At 72.2% G+C, this 18,471-nt stretch carries 12 protein-coding genes; 11 read left to right on the top strand and 1 reads right to left on the bottom strand.

What is annotated here, in order from left to right:
- Positions 1-35 precede the first annotated feature (35 nt).
- The 7 genes from F0L68_RS08050 (at position 36) to F0L68_RS08080 (ending at position 9,371) form a co-directional block, all read left to right on the top strand.
- On the top strand, positions 36-1,175 hold the full coding sequence (locus tag F0L68_RS08050) for a radical SAM protein (protein WP_149848846.1): 1,140 nt from the start codon (positions 36-38) through the stop codon (positions 1,173-1,175).
- 58 nt (positions 1,176-1,233) lie between these two features.
- The gene (locus F0L68_RS08055) at positions 1,234-3,228 is read left to right on the top strand and encodes a DegT/DnrJ/EryC1/StrS family aminotransferase (RefSeq protein ID WP_149848847.1); all 1,995 of its coding nucleotides are present in this window, start codon (positions 1,234-1,236) and stop codon (positions 3,226-3,228) included.
- On the top strand, positions 3,225-5,624 hold the full coding sequence (gene desII, locus F0L68_RS08060; protein ID WP_149848848.1) for a dTDP-4-amino-4,6-dideoxy-D-glucose ammonia-lyase: 2,400 nt from the start codon (positions 3,225-3,227) through the stop codon (positions 5,622-5,624). The genes F0L68_RS08055 and desII overlap by 4 nt, the downstream gene beginning before the upstream one ends.
- A 41-nt stretch (positions 5,625-5,665) precedes the next feature.
- A complete protein-coding gene (locus F0L68_RS08065; protein ID WP_149848849.1) occupies positions 5,666-6,514 on the top strand; it encodes a phytanoyl-CoA dioxygenase family protein in 849 nt (282 codons plus the stop codon).
- Positions 6,514-7,506: an NAD-dependent epimerase/dehydratase family protein gene (locus F0L68_RS08070; RefSeq protein WP_149848850.1), complete on the top strand. Its 993-nt coding sequence runs from the start codon at positions 6,514-6,516 to the stop codon at positions 7,504-7,506. The genes F0L68_RS08065 and F0L68_RS08070 overlap by 1 nt, the downstream gene beginning before the upstream one ends.
- A 99-nt stretch (positions 7,507-7,605) precedes the next feature.
- Positions 7,606-8,379 carry a phosphatase gene (locus F0L68_RS08075; protein ID WP_149848851.1) on the top strand — a complete coding sequence of 258 codons (774 nt, stop codon included), beginning with the start codon at positions 7,606-7,608 and terminating at the stop codon, positions 8,377-8,379.
- The gene (locus tag F0L68_RS08080) at positions 8,376-9,371 is read left to right on the top strand and encodes a phosphotransferase (protein WP_149848852.1); all 996 of its coding nucleotides are present in this window, start codon (positions 8,376-8,378) and stop codon (positions 9,369-9,371) included. Before F0L68_RS08075 ends, F0L68_RS08080 begins: the two co-directional genes overlap by 4 nt.
- Before the next feature lie 40 nt (positions 9,372-9,411).
- Here F0L68_RS08080 and F0L68_RS08085 read toward each other — a convergent pair whose 3' ends face one another.
- Complete coding sequence (locus tag F0L68_RS08085) at positions 9,412-12,183, bottom strand: ATP-binding protein (RefSeq protein WP_149848853.1); 2,772 nt, start codon at positions 12,181-12,183, stop codon at positions 9,412-9,414.
- 301 nt (positions 12,184-12,484) lie between these two features.
- Here F0L68_RS08085 and F0L68_RS08090 point away from each other — a divergent pair, with 301 nt between their 5' ends.
- From F0L68_RS08090 to katG, 4 genes are all read left to right on the top strand, one after another.
- Positions 12,485-13,036: a dihydrofolate reductase family protein gene (locus tag F0L68_RS08090; protein ID WP_149848854.1), complete on the top strand. Its 552-nt coding sequence runs from the start codon at positions 12,485-12,487 to the stop codon at positions 13,034-13,036.
- A gap of 152 nt (positions 13,037-13,188) precedes the next feature.
- Complete coding sequence (locus tag F0L68_RS08095) at positions 13,189-15,603, top strand: penicillin acylase family protein (RefSeq protein ID WP_223198593.1); 2,415 nt, start codon at positions 13,189-13,191, stop codon at positions 15,601-15,603.
- Between the two features lie 130 nt (positions 15,604-15,733).
- Complete coding sequence (locus tag F0L68_RS08100) at positions 15,734-16,165, top strand: Fur family transcriptional regulator (protein ID WP_149848856.1); 432 nt, start codon at positions 15,734-15,736, stop codon at positions 16,163-16,165.
- Positions 16,166-16,197: 32 nt separating this feature from the next.
- Positions 16,198-18,426, top strand: a complete 2,229-nt coding sequence (gene katG, locus F0L68_RS08105) for a catalase/peroxidase HPI (RefSeq protein WP_149848857.1) — start codon at positions 16,198-16,200, stop codon at positions 18,424-18,426.
- The last annotated feature ends 45 nt before the right edge of the window (positions 18,427-18,471 follow it).

Consider the following 18,471-nt stretch of genomic DNA (forward strand, 5'->3'; position numbering starts at 1 on the left):
CGACTGCCGTGATCACCGATCGAGCGAGGAACGCCATGTCCAGCACCGAAGGCAGTGCCGACCGGTCCGCCGTCCGGGCGGCCAACCGGGCGCTCAACATCGCCGAGTTCGAGGCGGGGGCCGTGAGCCTGGCGAGCCTGCCGCGCGTCCTGTTCGTGGAGCTGACCGAGAACTGCAACCTGTCGTGCCCGATGTGTCGTTCCAACGGGCCGTTCGACCGCACCAAGAACATGTCGCCCGAGCTGTTCGACCGGATCGCCCGGGAACTGTTTCCCACGGCCGAGATCGTCGACCTGCGCGGGTGGGGCGAGAGCACCATCCTGCGCAGGTTCCCCGAATACCTGGCCACCACGCTGGACTACGGCTGCACGCCGCGCCTGGTCACCAACCTGACGGTGCCCAACGAGGACGTCTGGCGGACCCTGGTGCGGAATCGAGGGTTCATCTCGGTGTCGTTGGACGCGGCGACCCAGGAGACCCTGGCCGTGCTGCGGACCGGCGCGAAGCTCCAGGCCATCCTGGACAACCTCGCGATCATCGCCGACGAGGCGCGGGTCAGCGGCGTGGGTCTGGACCGGGTCAACCTCAATGTCGTGGTGCAGCAGCAGGGCATCGGGGAGCTGACTCGGATCGTCGCGCTGGCCGCCGAGCTGGGCATCGCGGTACACCTCAACCCGCTGTCCACCGATGAGAACGACCCAGGGAACCTCCGGTTCCATCTCGACGCGCTGCGTGCCGCACTCGGTGACACCGCCGCGTTCGCGCAGGAGCGCGGCGTGGATGTGCGGATCAACGCGGCGTTGGACGAGTTGTGGGCCGAGCCGGAGCACGCGGCGAAGCTGTGCACGCACCCGTGGATGTACTGCTACGTCAACTATCGCGGTCAGGTCGGTTTCTGTGACCACCTGATCGGCGCGCCGGGCGAGGAGTACCTGGTCGGCGACCTGGCGACGGCGTCGTTCGCGGAGATCTGGAACGGGTCGAACTATCGGGAGTTGCGGGCGTCGCATCGGGATTGGCAGGACGGGCCGATCGCGCGGTTCGACGAGTGCAACTGGTGTTACCGCAACCGGTACGTCGATTTCGACGAGGTGTCCTACCCGCTCTACGGCCGACACATCGTCCCGCTCACGGTCGCCTCCTGCGCGGGTTTCACGCGCCGGCCGTCGGCCTGACGCGCGCGAACCACCAGGCGCGCCAAGAACCTGCCCAGCATCGGACGAAGAGGTTGCCATGTCGCACGACCACGCCCCGCCGGCCGAGCGCCGCAGCACCGCCTGGCCGGACTGGCCGGAACTCGACGAGCAGTCCGCGCAGGCCATGGTCCGCGCGCTGCGCAGCGGCCGGCTCGCGGTGAGCGGCGGCAAGAGTGTGTGGCCGTCCCAGACGGTGTCGGCGGCGCGCACCGTGGCGCGTATGTCGGGGCGCAGGCACTGCGTGCTGACCACCAGCGGGTCGACCTCGATCGTCGTGGCCCTGCACGCGTTGGGTATCGGTCCCGGTGACACGGTCGCGATGACGGCGGCCACCTGGGTCGCGTGTGCGACCTCGGTGCTGCGGGTCGGTGCGACACCGGTGTTCTTCGACGCCACACCGGAATCGCCCTGCGGCGACCCGGCGACCCTGGCCGAGCGGCCCTCGGCGATCCTGGGCATCCACCTGTTCGCGCAGCACTTCGACGTCGCCGCGGCCAGGGCGCGCTTTCCCGGCGTGCCGATCGTCGAGGACGCCTCGCACACCCAGTTCGGGCTGACCGCCGACGGCAGCCGGATCGGCTCGCTGGGCGACCTGTCCATCATGAGCCTGCAAGCCTCGAAGATCATCACCAGCGGCGAGGGCGGCGCGATCCTCACCGACGACGAGGACGTCCTGCACCGCCTGGAATCCCTGGTGATGGACTCCCGCAGGCGCGCGGCCCTGAACTCGCCGATCGCGACGACCGAACTGGAGCCGGCGAACCTGCTGCACGGCTCGAACCAGTCGCCGCCGGAGCACTCCGCCGCCCTCCTCGCCGACCAGCTGGCCAGGTTCGCCGGACAGGCCGAGCGCCGCGCCCGAGGCGCGCGGACCCTGGCGGCCGCGCTGGACGGCAGCGGCTGGACGTTCGTCGCCGACGAGGCCGCGCTGGCCGACGGCTCCTTCTACGGCATCGTCCTGCGGATCCCGGCCGGCGTCGGCACCCCGACCGAGGTCATGGCGGCGGTGCAGCGCGAGACCGGCCTGGTGATCTCCACGGTCTACGACCCGATCACCGAGGGACCGCTGTACCGGCCGGAGACCATCAAGCAGTTCGCCGGCCTCCGCCCGCCTGCGACGGCGCTGCCGCACACGGGCGCGTGGTTCCGGCACACCGTGCTGGTCCCGCACGCGGCCTTCCTCGCCGAGGACGCGGACCTTCGCCGGCTGGCGGCCGTGCTGCGGGCGATGGAGACCGGCGATCCGGTCACCGCGCTCGGTTCTCCCGTCGCCGCGACGACGGTCGACGTCGTCGTCATCACCAGGGGCGACCGCGACACGCTCGGTGCGGCCCTGGCGAGCGCGGTGAAGCAGGACACCGATGCGGACGTCCGGATCACCGTGTGGGTGGACGGCGACCGCGCGCCGTCGGCCGTCGCCGAGGTGCCCTGCGAAGTGATCACCCTTGCGGGACAAGGACTGTTGCCCGATGACCCGTTCGCGCGGATCGCGGCGCTGCGCGACCTCGCCGCCGCGCGCTGCACGGCCGACCACGTTGCCTTCCTCGACGACGACAACGAGTGGGAGGCCAACCACCTGTCCAGCCTGCTGACCCTGGCGCGCGCGGGCCATCTGGCCGTGCACTCCTGGCGGACCCTGGTCGGCGCGGATGGCCTGCCGGCCACGGTGGACCGGTTCCCCTGGCTCGCCCCGTCTCCCGAGGCGGAGGCGCTGCTCGGCTCGCTCGGCGACGCGGACGTGCTGGACGCGGACAGTCCCGTGGTGCGGGATCGCGCGGTCATCGACGGCGTCCCTGGGCTGACCGGCATGGTCGACATGGGGGAGTGGCTGTTCGACCGGGAGGCGTTGCGCCTGCTGCGGTTCGGCCGGCCGCGCACGCCCGCCGAGGTCGCGGCCCGCGTCGGCGAGGACGACATCGTGCTCGAACAGCTCAACCGCCTGGAGTTCCCGGTCGGCTGCACGTCCCTGCCGACCCTGCGGTACCGCCTCGGCGGCATGTCCACCCCCGAGTACCGGGCGGGTACCGAATGAGCCGCGTCCTCGTGGTCGGCGGCGGGCGCTGGGGCCGCGTCCTCGCCGCGGTGCTGCTCGACCACCACCTGGCCGAACGGATCACGCTGGTCGCCAGCCACGGCTTCGACCGCTGCGCGCGGTGGGCAGGGGAGGCCGATGGGCGCGCCGCCGCCGTGCGGGTCGTGCGGGACCTGCCGGCCGACCTGAGCGACCACGACGCCGCCATCGTCGCCACCCGGCCGGCCACGCACGCGGACACCGCGGCGCCCCTGCTGCTGGCCGGACTGCCGGTGCTGGTGGAGAAGCCGTTCGCCGCGCGGGCCGAGGACGAACGCGAGCTGCTGGCGCTGGCCGAACGGCAGGGCACCCCGCTCGCGATCGACCACGAGTTTCTGCTCGCCGCCTGGGTGCGCGAACTCGGCGACCTGCTGCGCGAGAAGACCGTGCGGGGACTGCGGATCGTCTGGCGCGAACAGCGTTCGGCCAGCTATGGCGACGAGGTGCGCAGCACCGACCTGAGCGTGTCCGCCGTGCGCGACCTGATGCCACACGTGCTCAGCATCCTGACGGTCCTCTTCGGTGCGGCCGAACCCACCGACCTCCGGCTGACCCAGCGCGCCGAGGAGGACGGCTTCGAGGCCGAGTTCGGGTACGCGGGGATTCCCGTCGCCTGCGAGGTGCTGCGCAACTCCACCGGCCGGCACCGCAGGGTGCACGTCGACACCGACGGGTCCGCCGCGCTGGAAGTGGACTGGAACTCCGACCGGGCCGCGCTGCTCCGGCCCGACGGCACCCGGGTTCCGCTCGGCGGCGACGGACCCGGCGCGCTGGCGACCGCGCTGGCCGCGTTCCTCGACCAGGCGCGCGGCCGGGGCGACCGGCCGGGCCCGCTGGCGGCCGTTGCCGCGCAGCACATTCTCGCCGGCACGAGGGCCGTGGAGGCCGCCCTGGACGCCGAGATCGCCGCGACCCTGACGGCGGTGCGGCCGGCGAGCGCGGTGGACCGCGTGGCGGCCATGCTGCGCACCCGCGTCGCCCCGGCGCTGGAACGCGCCGGCCTGGTCGGTCACGTCGGCGACTGGGACGGTGTCGAGGCGGCCGCCCGCGACCTGGCGCGCATCACGGCGACGGCGGCGGCGAACCCGTTCGTGCCGCTGGAAGACCTGCGCGGGGGCCGGGGCCGGGAGTCGTTCGCCGCGCTGCTGCGGGTGTTCCGCGAGGTGCCCGAGCTGAGCGTCCCGCTGCTCACCGGCGAGTCCGCGAAGTACTGGCGCAACACACTGTTGCCCATGGAGGCGGCCGGCGTCTTCGACGCGGTCCTCGACGGCAAACCGCGCCACCCCTACCGGGTCGGGCTGTATCCGGGACCGACCTGCATGTTCCACTGCACGTTCTGCGCGCGGATCGAGGGCGAACGCTACGAGACGGCCGAGATCGCCGAGGGCGAAGAGCTGCTCGGCAAGGTGATCGACGAGGCCCCCACCGACGATCCCGGCATCTTCTACATCTCGGGCGGCCTCGAACCGCTCACCAACCCGACGCTCGGCCGGCTGGTCGAGCGCGCCGCCGCGCGCGGCCTCGAACCGGCCTGCTACTCCAACGGCTTCGCGCTGACCCCGCAGACGCTGGCCAGGCAGCCGGGGCTGTGGCGGCTGCGCGCCATCAGGATCTCCCTCTACGGGTTGGACGAACAGGAGTACGCCGCGACCACCCGGCGCACCGGCGCGTTCGACCGGGTCCGCACCAACGTCGGCCGCTTCCTGGAGTTGCGCGCGGAACGCGAGGCGCCGCTGCGGGTCGGCATGAACTACGTCGTGCTGCCCGGCCGCGCCGAGCGGCTGCCGAGGCTGATCGACCACATCGCCGGGATCAACGAGTCCGCGCCGGACCGGCCGATCGACTTCCTGACGCTGCGGGAGGACTACAGCGGACGCGAGGACGGCAGGCTGCCCGAGGACGAGCGGCAGGAACTGCTCGGCGCACTGTGCGCGTTGGAGGACCGGGCAAGGGAACTGACGCCGACGCTGGACATCGACTACGGCTACGCGTTGCAGGGCATCCGCATGGGCGGTTCGGCCACGCTGCCCTACTCCACCCCTGAGCTGATGCGGGGCCGCGGCTACCCGCAGGCGTCGGTCGTGGTCGACCTGCGCGGCGACGTGTACCTCTACCGCGAGGCCGCGTTCCCCGGGTTGCCCGGTGCGGACCGCTACGTGATCGGCCGGATCTCGCCGACCCTCGGCCTTGAGGAGATCGTCTCGGACTTCCTCGCCGACCCGGCCAGAACCGTCGAACCCGTTGCCGGCGACGAGTTCTTCCTCGACGCGTTCGACCAGGTCGTCACCGCGCGGCTGCGTCAGCTCGACGCGGACGTCGCCGCGGGCTGGTCGGCGCACCGCGGCCTGCTGCGGTGACCCCGCACACCACCACCAGGACCCGACAAGGAGGCGGCGCGATGCGATCGGTCGACGCCATGGACCAGTTGGACCAGCGGGCACTCGACTTCTTCCGGGAGTTCGGCTTCCTGAAGCTGCCCGGTTTTCTCGACGCCGACACGGTGACCGCGCTGGAGGCGGAGGTTCGCTCCGGGCTCGGCCGCAGCTACCAGCTGCCGACCGACAAACCCAGCGTGGTCACGGGGTACGAGGGCTACTACCTGCCGCTGATGGCCGAGGGCAACCCGGTCAGCCGCGCGCTGACCTCCGGCGACCGGCTGCTGTCGCTCGGTCGACAACTGCTCGGCGCGCCCGTGATGCCCAAGCCGGCCAAGGGAATCCTGTACAGCGACGCGTCGGGCTGGCACCGCGACGCGGCCGGGCCCGACCTGAGCGCGGTGAAGGTCGCGGCCTACCTGAGCCCGGTGACGGCCGAGTCCGGCGCGCTGCGCTTCGTGCCGGGCTCGCACGAACAGGGGTTCTCCGACCGGTTGGCCCGGTTCCGCGACGCGCATCCCGAGGGCTCGCCGCTGGACGAGGACGCCGAGGCCGCGCTGTGGCCCGGCGTGCCCGTGCCGACCGAGCCGGGCGACATCGTCGTGTTCGACGTGCACATCTGGCACGCGGCGCTGTTCGGCAGCCTGCGCGCCCAGTGGAGCGTGTCCTACGTGGCCGTCCCGGAGACCGAGGCCCAGCGTGCCGCGGCGCGCGACTACATCGACCTGTTCCTGCGCGTCGGCCACCGTTACGACAGGAGCGCGTTCCCCTACTACGACCCCGACTGGCTGGTCGAGGACCGGCCCGACTTCGCGCACGCGATGGCGGACCTCGGCCTGTTCGACGCGGATCGGGCGGGTGCTGGAGAATAATGGGACTACGACTGGGTATCGCGGGCGGCGCCGGCTTCGTCGGCACGAACCTGGCGCGTGCGGCCGTCGCTGCCGGCCATCGGGTCGTGTTGGTGGACAAGGGAGATCGGCTCGGGCGGTACGCGCACGCCGCGTTCGACGACCGGGTCACCCTGCTGGACCGGGACCTCACGCTCGGCGCGGCCGGCGCGCTGGCCGACCTCGACGCGATCGTCAACCTCGCCGCGCTGGCCCACGTCGACTACTCGCTGCACTTCGGCGAACGGGTGCTGGCCAACAACGTGGCGGTCCAGCGGACCGTGCTGGACGCGGCGGTGCGGCACGGGACACCGGTGCTGTTCACCTCCTCCATCGAGGTCTACGGCGGCAACCACGGCGCGCTGTTCGAGGAGTCCTCGCCACGGCTGCCGCTGTCGCCGTACGCGGAGTCGAAGATCCTCGGCGAGGACCTGGTCGAGGAGTACCGGACGCACCACGGTGTGCGGGCCGCGGTGGTGCGGCTGACCAACCTCTACGGCCCGTGGCAGTCGCCGGACCGCATCGTGCCGCGCATCATCGCGCAGGCGCACGCCGGCATGCGGTCGCAGGTGACCACGGGACGGTTGCGGGACTTCCTCTACGTCACCGACGCCGTCGCCGCGATCCTCGGCCTGGTCGAGGCCGGCGAGTGGGGCGGTTGCCACAACATCGCCGCTGGCAAGGGCGTCACGCTTGAGGAGGTCGCCGACGGCATCGCGGCCAGGATCCCGGCGTGCGCCTACGACACCGTCGAGGCGGTGGACCGGGACGGCAGGGGGCCGTGCCTGGTCGCCTCCGCCGACCGGCTGCGGTCGACGCTGGACTGGCGGCCGACCGTCGAACTCGACGACGGACTCGACCGGACCGTGCACTGGTACGCGCGCAACCGGCCGTGGTGGGCGGGGTTCGACGGCCTGCTGCGGGCCGACCGGACGGGTCCGGAGTTCCTCGTCGACTTCGCGCGGGCGCTGTGACCGCAGCCGTTTCCCTTCCCGTGGCAGGTCGTCGCGCCGCCGGCCTGGTCGAATGACGTGTCACCCCAACCGTTCCGCGCGACAGATTGGACAAGGCCGATGCCGACCACGGACCCGCTCGACCCGCAGCAGCTCGCCGACTACCTCGCCGCGCACGCGATCGCGGGGAACGTGGCGACGCCGAGGGAGAGCAACCTGGAGAACATTGCCAGCATGCTCGACGGCGGTCTCGACGACACCTTCGGCCTCACCCCGGCCGCGCACTGGACGACGGCGTCGGTCCTGGCTGTGATGGCGGAGAAGGTCGGCGTGTCAGGGGATCCAGGGCACCTGTCGGGCCAGGACACGATCGACCCGCTGCGCACCGTCGCCGCGCTGGACCGCCTCCGCGACCGGCTCGCGCTGGCCGTGTCGCGGCGCGAGCGGGTGCTGTTCGCCACCGGCCATCCGGTCGGGCTGCTCGCCCTGCATATCCAGTTCGCCTCGACGCTGGCCGAGCGCGGCTGCGAGGTGGCGCGGATCGGGGCCGGGCTCGGGTTCCGCCGGGAGGACGGCAAGGCGCGGGACATCCGCTACGTGGCGAACGTCGCCGTGTCCGGCTGCGACGGCAATCTCGAGCACACGCACCGGCCGGACCTGATGAACCTGCTACTGAAGGAGGACGTGCCCAGGCCGGACCTGGTGGTGGCGGACCACGGCTGGGCGGGCGCGGCGGCGGAGGCGGGGCTGTCGGTCGTCGGGTTCGCCGACTGCAACGACCCCGCGCTGTTCGTGGCGGAGGCGGAGGGCCGGATCGAGGTGGTGGTGCCGCTGGACGACTCGGTCGCCCCGCACCTCTACGCGGTCCTGGGTGACTACGTTCTGAAGCCATGACGGAGAGTGTCGCGGTCGCCGGGGACGCGGCGGCGCTGCACGCGATCATGCCGGCGGTGCTGCGCGAGTTCCCGATCGGCGCGCGGCTGGTCGAGCTGACCCCGGCCGGCCGGGGCGCGATGGGGCAGGTGTGGCGGGCGGTCACCGAGCGCGGCGCGTGGGCCGTGAAAGTGCTCAACGACGCGCCGGACCTGGCGTTGCTGGCGAACGAACTCGGACTGGTGGCGCGGGCCGGCACCGTGGCGCGGTCGGTGCCGCTGCTGACCTCAACCGGCGAGGCGGTGCTCGCGGTCGAGCGCGATTCGGGCCCGCCGCAGCACCTCAGGGTCGCGGCCTGGCTGGACGGCGAGCACCCGGCGCGACCGGCGCAGGTCGCGGCGCGGGTCGGGGAGCTGCTGGCCCGGCTGCACCGGGTGCGCGCGCCCTACCTCGTCGACGACCCGAGGTGGTTCGAGGACGTGCCGTCGCAGGCCAGCTGGGCTGATCTGGTCGAGGCGTTCGAGCGGGTCGACCCGCGCTGCGCCGAGGTGCTGCGCGCGGCCGTCGCCGGTCTGGCCGCGCTCGGCGAGGTCCGCCCGGCCCCCGCCGCCGACCTGATCTGCTGCCACCGCGACCTCAAACCGGCGAACGTGTTGGTGCGCAAGGACTCCACCGAGCTGGTGCTGCTCGACTGGGAGAATGCGGGCGCGGCGACGCCGAGCCGCGAACTCGCCGCGGTGCTGATGCGATGGTCGCGATGGTCGGGCGAGGACCGCGATCCGGTCGCCGCGAGCGCCTTGCACGACGGGTACCTGGCTGGCGGCGGCACCGGTCGCGTGTCGACGCTCGATGACTTCGGCATGTTCCTCGCCGACGCGGCGAACTATCTGTACGCGGTGGCGTCGGCGGAGCTGGCCGCCGCCGGGCCGCCGGACCGCGCGCTGCTCGCGAGCTTGGCCGCGCAGGTGCCGGAGCCGGAACGGTTGGCCGAACTGGTGGACCTGGTGTCGTGACGCGGCCGGCCAGGTGACCTCACCGGGCTGGCGGGATCCCTTAGCCGGTCGGCAGCGCGGCGGCCAGCTCGCGCCTGCCCGAGATGTTCAGCTTGCGGTAGCTGGTGGTGAGGTGGTGCTCCACCGTGCGCACCGTCAGGAACAGCCGCTCGGCGATCTGCCGGTTCGTGTTGCCGGCCACGGCCAGCCCGACCACCGTGCGTTCCTGCCTGGTCAGGGCGTCCGGGCCGGTGAGCGCCCGAGACGGCCGGTGGCCGGCGCGGCGCAGCTCCCGCCGCGCGCTCCCCGCGATCGGCAGGGCGCCCGACTTGATGCCGATGTCGAACGCGCGCCGCAGATCCGCGACACCAGCGGTCTCCTGCCCGCTCGCGCACAGCGCCGAGCCACGCACGGTCAGCGCCCTGGCCAGCATCAGGGGAGCGTCGGCGAGCAGCTCGACCGCCTCGGTGAGCGCGGCCGGGCCGTCCGCACCGGCGCCACGGTTCCCACCGACCAGGCCCGCGACGATCAGCGACGCGCCGAGCAGCCCGGCGTGACCGGTCCGGCGGCCGAGTGCGACACCGTGCGCCGCCAGCTCCCGCGCCTCCTCGCGCCTGCCGAGCGCGTGCGCGGACCAGGCCGCCCACGGATGGCACGGCACCTCCGGAACGACCGCGCCGGACAGGTAGGCGCGCCCGCACGCGAGCTGGTCGGCCAGCGCCCTGGCGTGGTCGCCCCGCGCGGCGTGCCACCGGCCCCGCGCGTGCAGCAGGCGCGGGGTGGCGGCCGGATCGTCGGCGTCGGCGTCGGTCAGCGCGCGGTGCGCCTCGGTGAGTTCGCCGCGTTCGACGTGCGTCACGACGAGGTCGGGCAGCGCGACGTGCCGGTCGCGCCCGGTCGACGACGCGGCGAGCACCAGGTCGAGCGCGTCGCCGAGCCTGCCCTGCGCGCGGGCCACCCTGGCGAGCAGCAGCTCGCCCCGCGCGGCGAAGCCGAGCCACCCCCGCTGCCTGGCCAGCCGCACGGCGGGCTCGGCGAACCGGCGGCAGGAGTCGTGCCGCGCGGCGAGGAACAGCGCGCCGACGGCCGACCACACGAACGGCTGGTCGCCGAGGCAGTCCGGAGTCCCGTCGCGCAGGGCGCGTTCGGCGAGTTCGGCCACGTCAGGGCAGGCCTCGCCGCGTCGCCACGCGTGGTGCGCTGCGACGGCGTCGACCCGCCAGTCCGGCACCGGAGCCGGGCGCGGCGCTGACCGGCACTCGGCGGCGGCCGGCACCAGGCCCGGTTGGGCCGCGAACGCCAGGATCCGCAGGTCGAGCGATCCCGCGTGGTCGTCGTCCGCGTCGCCGGACCGGTCCCGTTCCGTCCGCAGCACGCGCGTCGCCTCGGCGGCCCCGTGCAGGTCGAACACGAGCGAGGACAGGCAGGCCGCGGCCCGCGCGCGCACGCCGTGGCTCTCGGCGACCTCCAGCGCCTGCCGCAGGTGCCCCTCGGCGGCGTCCCGGTCGACGGTCAGCTCGACGGCGGCGAGCCTGGTCAGCGTCCTGGCCCTGAGGTCGCCGCCCTCGGGCAGCCGGCACCACTGCCGCAGGTACCGCGTCGCCGCGCGGGCGTCGCTCCGGTCGACGGCCGCCGTCGCGGCCCTGGACAGCACGTCGCCGACCCACGGCTCGGTGGTCAGGTCGGCCGCGACGACGTGCGCCGCGACCTCCTCGGCCGGGGCGTGCCTGGCGTGCAGCACCCGCGCGGCCGTGGTGTGCGCGGCGATGCCGGCGCCGACGGTCAGCGCCCGCCGCACGGCGTTGCGCACGATCGAGTGCGCGAAGGACAGCCGGGGGTCAGCGGTGAGCACGCCCTGCGCGCACAGCTCGTCCACGGCCCGCGCCGCGTCGTCGCCGCCGAGCCCGCAGAGCTGGGCCGCCGAGGTCAGGTCGGCCCCGTCGCCGAGCACGGCCACCGCGTTGGCCAGGTCGACCGAGGCCGCGCCGGTCCTGCGGAGCCGGTTGAGGACGGTGTGCGCGACCCGTTCCGGCCCGATCTCGGCGACGCCGCGCTCGTCGATCGTCGCGCCGGTGCGCTCGCGCGTCCTGATGGCCCCGACGAGCTCGCCGAGCAGGAACGGGACGCCGCCGGTCGCGCGGTGGCAGGCCGCCGCGAACGGCGCGGACACGGGCTTGTCGAACGCGTGTGCCAGCGCGCCGGACACCTCGTCGAGGGTGATCCCGGCCAGTGGCACGCGGGTGGCGAACGCGCCGAGCTCGTCCAGGGTGCTCCGGTCGCTGACCGGCTCGCCGGCGCAGATGGTGCCCAGCAGCGCGACCCGCAGCCCGGACCAGCGCCGGACCAGGTAGGCCAGCCAGCGCAGGGTCGGCACGTCGGCCCACTGGAGGTCGTCGACGACGAGCAGCAGCGGCCGGTCCTCGGCGAGTTCGGCCGTGCGGGCCAGCAGTCGCTGCATGGCCGCGTGCGTCGCGCCCGGTGTCTCGGCGTGGTCCGGCGTCGTGAGGTCCGCGTCGCGCGGCGCGGTGAACAGCTGGCGCGTGGCCGCGAAGGCGAAGTCCTGTTCCAGCAGGGAGCAGCGGGCGGTCGCGGTGCCGAAGCCGGCCTGTTCGGCGGTCCGCGCGGCCCAGGTCGCCATCGCCGACCGGCCGACGCCGCCGACGCCGTCGAGGAGGACGAGCGACGGTCGGCCGTCCCTTGCGGCGGCGAGGCAGCGGTGCAGCGCGTCCATCGTGTCGTCGCGACCGATCAGGTCGGCTCCGGCCGAAGGACCGTCGGCCGGCCACCTGTGTCTGGTTGGGGCGCCGAGCTGACTGCTGGTGAGACTGGCCACGTGGGGCACTCCTCCTACCTCGACCGCCGCCGGAGCTGCGGCGTCTCGTTCGCCGGTGTTTCCGGCCTGCGAGAAGGACTCCTGAATCGGATACTGGCTTCGGCCAGCGCGCTTTGTCCACGAAAACGGCCGCCGGGGCGACGAATACTGGCGAGATGCTCGAACCGTCGCCGCCTGCCCTACGTCGATTCTGTTAGGTGATGGGCGTCACATCCGGAATGTCAGTCGACGGTGTCGATCCGCGCGTCTCCCGTTCGACGTGGTGGTGACGGACCCGAGAACCACAGCTGAAGGAGCCGACATGACCAGGAAGATCGTCGCCACCGAGTACGTCACCCTCGATGGCTACATGGACGAGCCGGGCCACTGGTCGATGCCGTTCTGGTGCGACGAGGCCGGCGAGTTCAAGGCGCGGGAGCTGTTCGCCAGCGACGCCCTGCTGCTGGGCCGCCGCACCTACGAAGGATTCGCCGCCGCGTGGCCAGCCATGCGCGAGGAGACGGGTGTCTTCGGCGAGAAGATGAACGACATGCCCAAGTACGTCGCGTCCAGGACCCTGACCGAGGCGTCCTGGAACGCCACGGTCATCAAGGGCGACGTCGTCGAGGAGATCGCCAAGCTCGCTCAGGAGGACGGCGGCGACCTGCTGCTGTCCGGCAGCGGCGAGCTGTTCAACCTGCTCGCCGAGCACGACCTGATCGACGAGTACCGCTTCATGGTGCACCCCATCGTGCTCGGCGACGGCAAGAAGCCGTTGTTCACCACCGCGCCCCGCCGCACCCTCAAGCTCGTCGACACGCTCGTCCTGCCGACCGGTGTGGTCGTGCACACCTACCACCGCGCCGACGCGTGATCCGGTGGCCGGACCCGGTGTCCGGCCACCGGTTCCTTCCTTCATCGCGATTTCATCGACCCTCCCTAGCGTTCGCGCGGTCGAAGAACTCCTTGACGGACAGGAAGGACGGCTCGATGTCGCGCAGGAGGAGAGGGAGTCCGAGACCGCCGATGGCGGTCGCGGCGGCCGTGCTGGCGCTGGCCACGATGGCGGTCACGGGCACGGTGGTGGTGCGGTCGGCGGCCGCCGACGGCGCGCCGGACCGGCCGACGATCCGCTACACCGAGTACGGCATTCCGCACATCATCGCGGCGGGCTGGGCGGGGCTCGGTGAGGGCTACGGGTATGCCGCCGCCAAGGACAACATCTGCACCCTGGCCGACACGTACCTGATGGTCGACGCGCAGCGGTCCAGGTACCTGGGGCCCGACGGCAGGGCGAGCCCCGGGCAGAACCAGAACACCACCAGCAACCTCAACAGCGACCTGTACTTCCAGCGGATCAACGACAACCGCGTGGTCGAGCGGCTGCTCGACCAACCGGCCCCCGCCGGGCCGGAGCCGGAGGTGAAGGACGCCATTCGCGGCTATGTCCAGGGATACAACAGGTACCTGGCCGAGACGGGGGCGGCCAACATCTCCGACCCGGCCTGCCGGGGCGCCGCCTGGGTCCGGCCGATCTCGGAGCTGGAGGTCTACCGGCACGCGCACGCCGAGATCATCATGGGCACCGCCGACCCGCTGCTGGACGGCGAGGTCACCGCGGCGCCTGCCTTTGGGTCGTCCGCATCGCAGCAGGCGCGCCCGGCGGACGAGGTCGGCAGGCAGCTCGCCGACGCGATGGCCGCCAGCCACAAGGAAACCATGGGCAGCAACGCCCTTGCGGTCGGTTCGCAGGGCGTGTCCGGCGGCACCGGCATGCTGCTGGCCAACCCGCACTTTCCCTGGCAGGGCAAGAACCGGATGTGGCAGAGCCAGCTGACGATCCCCGGCAAGATCAACGTGTCCGGGGCCAGCCTGCTCGGGCTGCCCGCGGTGAACATCGGGCACAACAACGACGTCGCCTGGAGCCACACCGTCGCCACGGTGGCCCCGTTCGGGCTGTTCGACGTGCAGGTGGATCCGTTGCACCCCACCAAGTACCTGGTGGACGGCAACTGGGTGGACATGACCTCGCAGCAGGTCGGCGTCGATGTGCTGAACAAGGACGGCTCGCTCGGCCGGGTCACCAGGACGCTGTGGGCCACCCGCTACGGCCCGATCACCACGTCCCTGCAAGGGGTTATGTTGCCCTGGGTGGTCAGCGCGCACGCGGTGCGCGACGTGAACATGGACAACCTGCGGGCGTTGAACACCTGGTTCCACCTCGACCAGGCCAAGGACGTGCACGAGGTGGTGCACACCCTGGAGGCCACCCAGGGCGTCCCGTTCTTCAACACCGTCGCCACCGACCGCACCGGCAACGCTCTGTACGCGGACATCCAGGCCGCGCCGAACATCACCGACGCGCACGCGCAGTCCTGCCTCACCCTGACGGGCCAGGTGCTGTTCAACCAGTCACCGCTGAACAACGTGCCGCCGATCTCCATCTTCGACGGCAAGCGCAGCGAGTGCGACTGGCCCGACGACCCGAACGCCGTCGCGCCGGGGCTGCTGGACCCGCACGCGCAGCCACGCCTGATCCGGTCGGACTTCGTCGGCAACGCCAACGACAGCCCGTGGCTGGCGAACCCCGAGCAGCCGCTGTCCTACCCGAGGGTGATGGGCGACGCGTCGAACGCCCGGTCGCTGCGGACCCAGCAGCTGATCCTCACCGCGCAGAACCGGATCAACGGCACGGATGGCCTGCCGGGCAAGGGATTCACCCCCGAGAACCTGCGGCAGTTGCTGTTCGCCGACCACAGCAGGGCGGGCGACCTTGCCCTGGACACGACGGTGGCGATGTGTCAGGGACTGTTCGGGGGACTCGTCTTCGTGGACGGCACCCTGGTCAACGTGAGTGAGGCGTGCCCGATCCTGGCCGCCTGGAAGGACCACAGCTACACCCTGGACAGCAGGGGATCCGTGCTGTTCGCGAACTACTGGATGTACCTGCTCAGCGGGACCGTGCCGTGGCAGGTGCCCTTCGACCCCAAGGATCCTGTGCACACGCCCAACTCGCTGGACGGCGGGAACTCGGCGCTGCGCGATGCGCTCGCCCGCGCCGTGCTCGCGCTGCGCAACGCCGGCGTCCGGCTCGACGCCTCGCTGTCGGAGGTCCAGCGGGTCACCCGCAACGGTGAGCAGATCCCGATCCACGGCTCGCTGGCCGCCCTCGGCGTGCTGAACGTGATCGACTCGGGCAAGGGCGCCGACGGCACGCAGGACGTCACCTTCGGGTCCAGCTTCATCCAGCAGGTGGCCTTCACCGCCGACGGCCCGCCGCAGGCGTCCTCGGTGCTGACCTACTCGCAGTCGGCCAACCCGAACTCACCGCACTACGCCGACCAGACGAAGCTGTTCTCGGCCGGTCAGTGGGTGACCGAACGGTTCACCGAGGACCAGATCGCGGCCTCGCCGGTCCTGGAGGTGCGGGTCCTGGGCTGACCCCGCACGCCTGACCTGCACGGCTGACCTATCCGCCTGATACGCACGGCCGGCACGCCGGAGACCTGATGGGGTGGTCTCCGGCGTGCCATTCTTGATTGATTCCAGAAAATGGGGCACACTCCGGGACGTGCCCACGACATCGGACTTCGAGCGCATGTTGCGGGGGGCCCAGCTGCGCGTGACGCGGCCCCGCGTGGCCGTGCTCACGGCGGTGTACGGCCATCCGCACGCCGACACGGACTCGATCATCGGTGTGGTGCGCGCGGATCTCAGCGAGGTGTCCCACCAGGCGGTCTACGACGTGCTGCGCGCACTGACCGCCGCCGGACTGGTGCGCCGCATCCAGCCGACGGGTTCCGTGGCGCGCTACGAGTCGCGGGTCGCCGACAACCACCACCACGTCGTGTGCCGGTCGTGCGGTGCCATCGCCGACGTGGACTGCGCGGTCGGCTCGACTCCCTGCTTAACGGCGTCCGACGACCACGGTTTCACGATCGACGAGGCCGAGGTCGTGTACTGGGGCCTGTGCCCCGACTGCTCCACCGCACCGAGTTCCTGAGCGCAACATCCCTTGATCCCGGAAGGTTTCCCGTGTCTGACAGTCCTGACGCCGTTGTTGGAGAGCTGAACGAGGAAGGTGCCGGCCAGTGTCCGGTCACCGGCGGGCGCTTCACGCACCCGACCGAGGGCGGGAGCAACCGTGAGTGGTGGCCGAACCAGCTCAACCTGAAGATCCTTCGGAAGCACCCCGCCGTGGCCAACCCCATGGGCGAGGACTTCGACTACGTCGCCGCGTTCAACACCGTCGACCTGGACGCGCTCGCCCGCGACGTCGACGAGGTGCTGACCACCTCGCAGGACTGGTGGCCCGCCGACTTCGGCCACTACGGGCCGCTGATGATCCGGATGGCGTGGCACAGCGCCGGCACCTACCGCATCCACGACGGCCGAGGCGGCGCCGGCGCCGGCATGCAGCGCTTCGCGCCGCTGAACAGCTGGCCCGACAACGGGAACCTCGACAAGGCGCGCAGGCTGCTGTGGCCGGTGAAGAAGAAGTACGGCCGCACGGTCTCGTGGGCCGACCTGATGATCTTCGCTGGCAACCGCGCGCTCGAGACGATGGGCTTCACGACCTTCGGCTTCGCCGGCGGCCGGGCGGACGTCTGGGAGCCCGACGAGGACGTCTACTGGGGCCCGGAGACCACCTGGCTCGGCGACAAGCGCTACACCGGCGACCGCGAGCTGGAGAACCCGCTGGCCGCCGTGCAGATGGGCCTCATCTACGTCAACCCGGAGGGCCCCAACGGCGTCCCCGACCCGCTCGCCGCGGCCCGCGACATCCGCGAGACGTTCGGGCGCATGGCGATGAACGACGAGGAGACCGTCGCGCTGATCGCGGGCGGCCACACCTTCGGCAAGACCCACGGCGCGGCCGACCCGAATCCGCACGTCGGCCCCGAGCCCGAGGGCGCCCCGCTGGAGGAGCAGGGCCTTGGCTGGAAGAACAGCTTCGGCAGCGGCAAGGGCCGCGACGCGATCACCAGCGGCCTCGAGGTCACCTGGACCGCCACGCCGACCAAGTGGAGCAACAGCTTCTTCGCGAACCTGTTCAACTACGAGTGGGAGCTGACCACCAGCCCCGCGGGCGCCCACCAGTGGCAGCCCAAGGACGGCGCGGGCGCCAACACCGTGCCGGACCCCGAGGACGGCTCGCTGTCCCGGCCGCCGACGATGCTGACGACCGACCTGGCCCTGCGGCTCGACCCGGTCTACGAGCCCATCTCGCGGCGCTTCTTCGAGCACCCCGACCAGTTCGCCGACGCGTTCGCGCGCGCGTGGTTCAAGCTGACGCACCGCGACATGGGCCCGATCCAGCGCTACCTCGGGCCGCTGGTCCCGCAGGAGACGCTGCTCTGGCAGGACCCCATCCCCGCCGTTGACCATGAGCTGGTCGGGGCCGAGGAGATCGCCGCGCTCAAGGGCCAGCTGCTCGACTCGGGCCTGTCGGTTGCCCAGCTCGTCTCGACCGCGTGGGCGTCGGCCTCGACGTTCCGGGGGAGTGACAAGCGCGGCGGGGCGAACGGTGCGCGCATCCGCCTCGAGCCCCAGCGCGGCTGGGAGGTCAACGACCCCGAGGCGCTGGCCTCGGTGTTGCGGACGCTGGAGGGGATCCAGGAGTCCTTCAACGCCGCGGGCGGCAAGAAGATCTCGCTCGCCGACCTCATCGTGCTCGGCGGGTGCGCCGGGGTCGAGCAGGCCGCCAAGAACGCCGGCCTCGACGTGCAGGTCCCCTTCGCGCCCGGTCGCACGGACGCGTCGCAGGAGCAGACGGACGCCGAGTCGTTCGCCGCGCTCGAGCCGGCCGCCGACGGGTTCCGCAACTACCGGGGCAAGGGCAACCGGCTGCCGGCCGAGTACCTCCTGGTCGACCGCGCGAACCTGCTCACCCTGAGCGCGCCGGAGCTGACTGTCCTCGTGGGTGGCCTGCGCGTCCTCGGCGCCAACGCCAAGCAGTCCCCGCTCGGCGTCCTCACCGCCACGCCGGGGTCGCTGACCAACGACTTCTTCACGAACCTGCTCGACATGGGCATCGTGTGGAAGGCGACGTCCGAGGACGCGGAGACCTTCGAGGGCCGCGACGCCGCCACGGGCGAGGTCAAGTGGACCGGTAGCCGCGCCGACCTCGTCTTCGGCTCGAACTCCGAACTGCGTGCGCTCGCGGAGGTCTACGCGAGCGACGACGCCAGGGAGAAGTTCGCGCACGACTTCGTCGCGGCGTGGGACAAGGTCATGAACCTCGACCGGTACGACCTGGTCTGATCCCGACACCCGGGGCCGGCCGCTCGTCGGCCGGTCCAGGGCGCC

Origin of the sequence: Solihabitans fulvus, from assembly GCF_008386585.1 — a bacterium.
GTDB classification, from domain to species: Bacteria; Actinomycetota; Actinomycetes; order Mycobacteriales; family Pseudonocardiaceae; genus Solihabitans; species Solihabitans fulvus.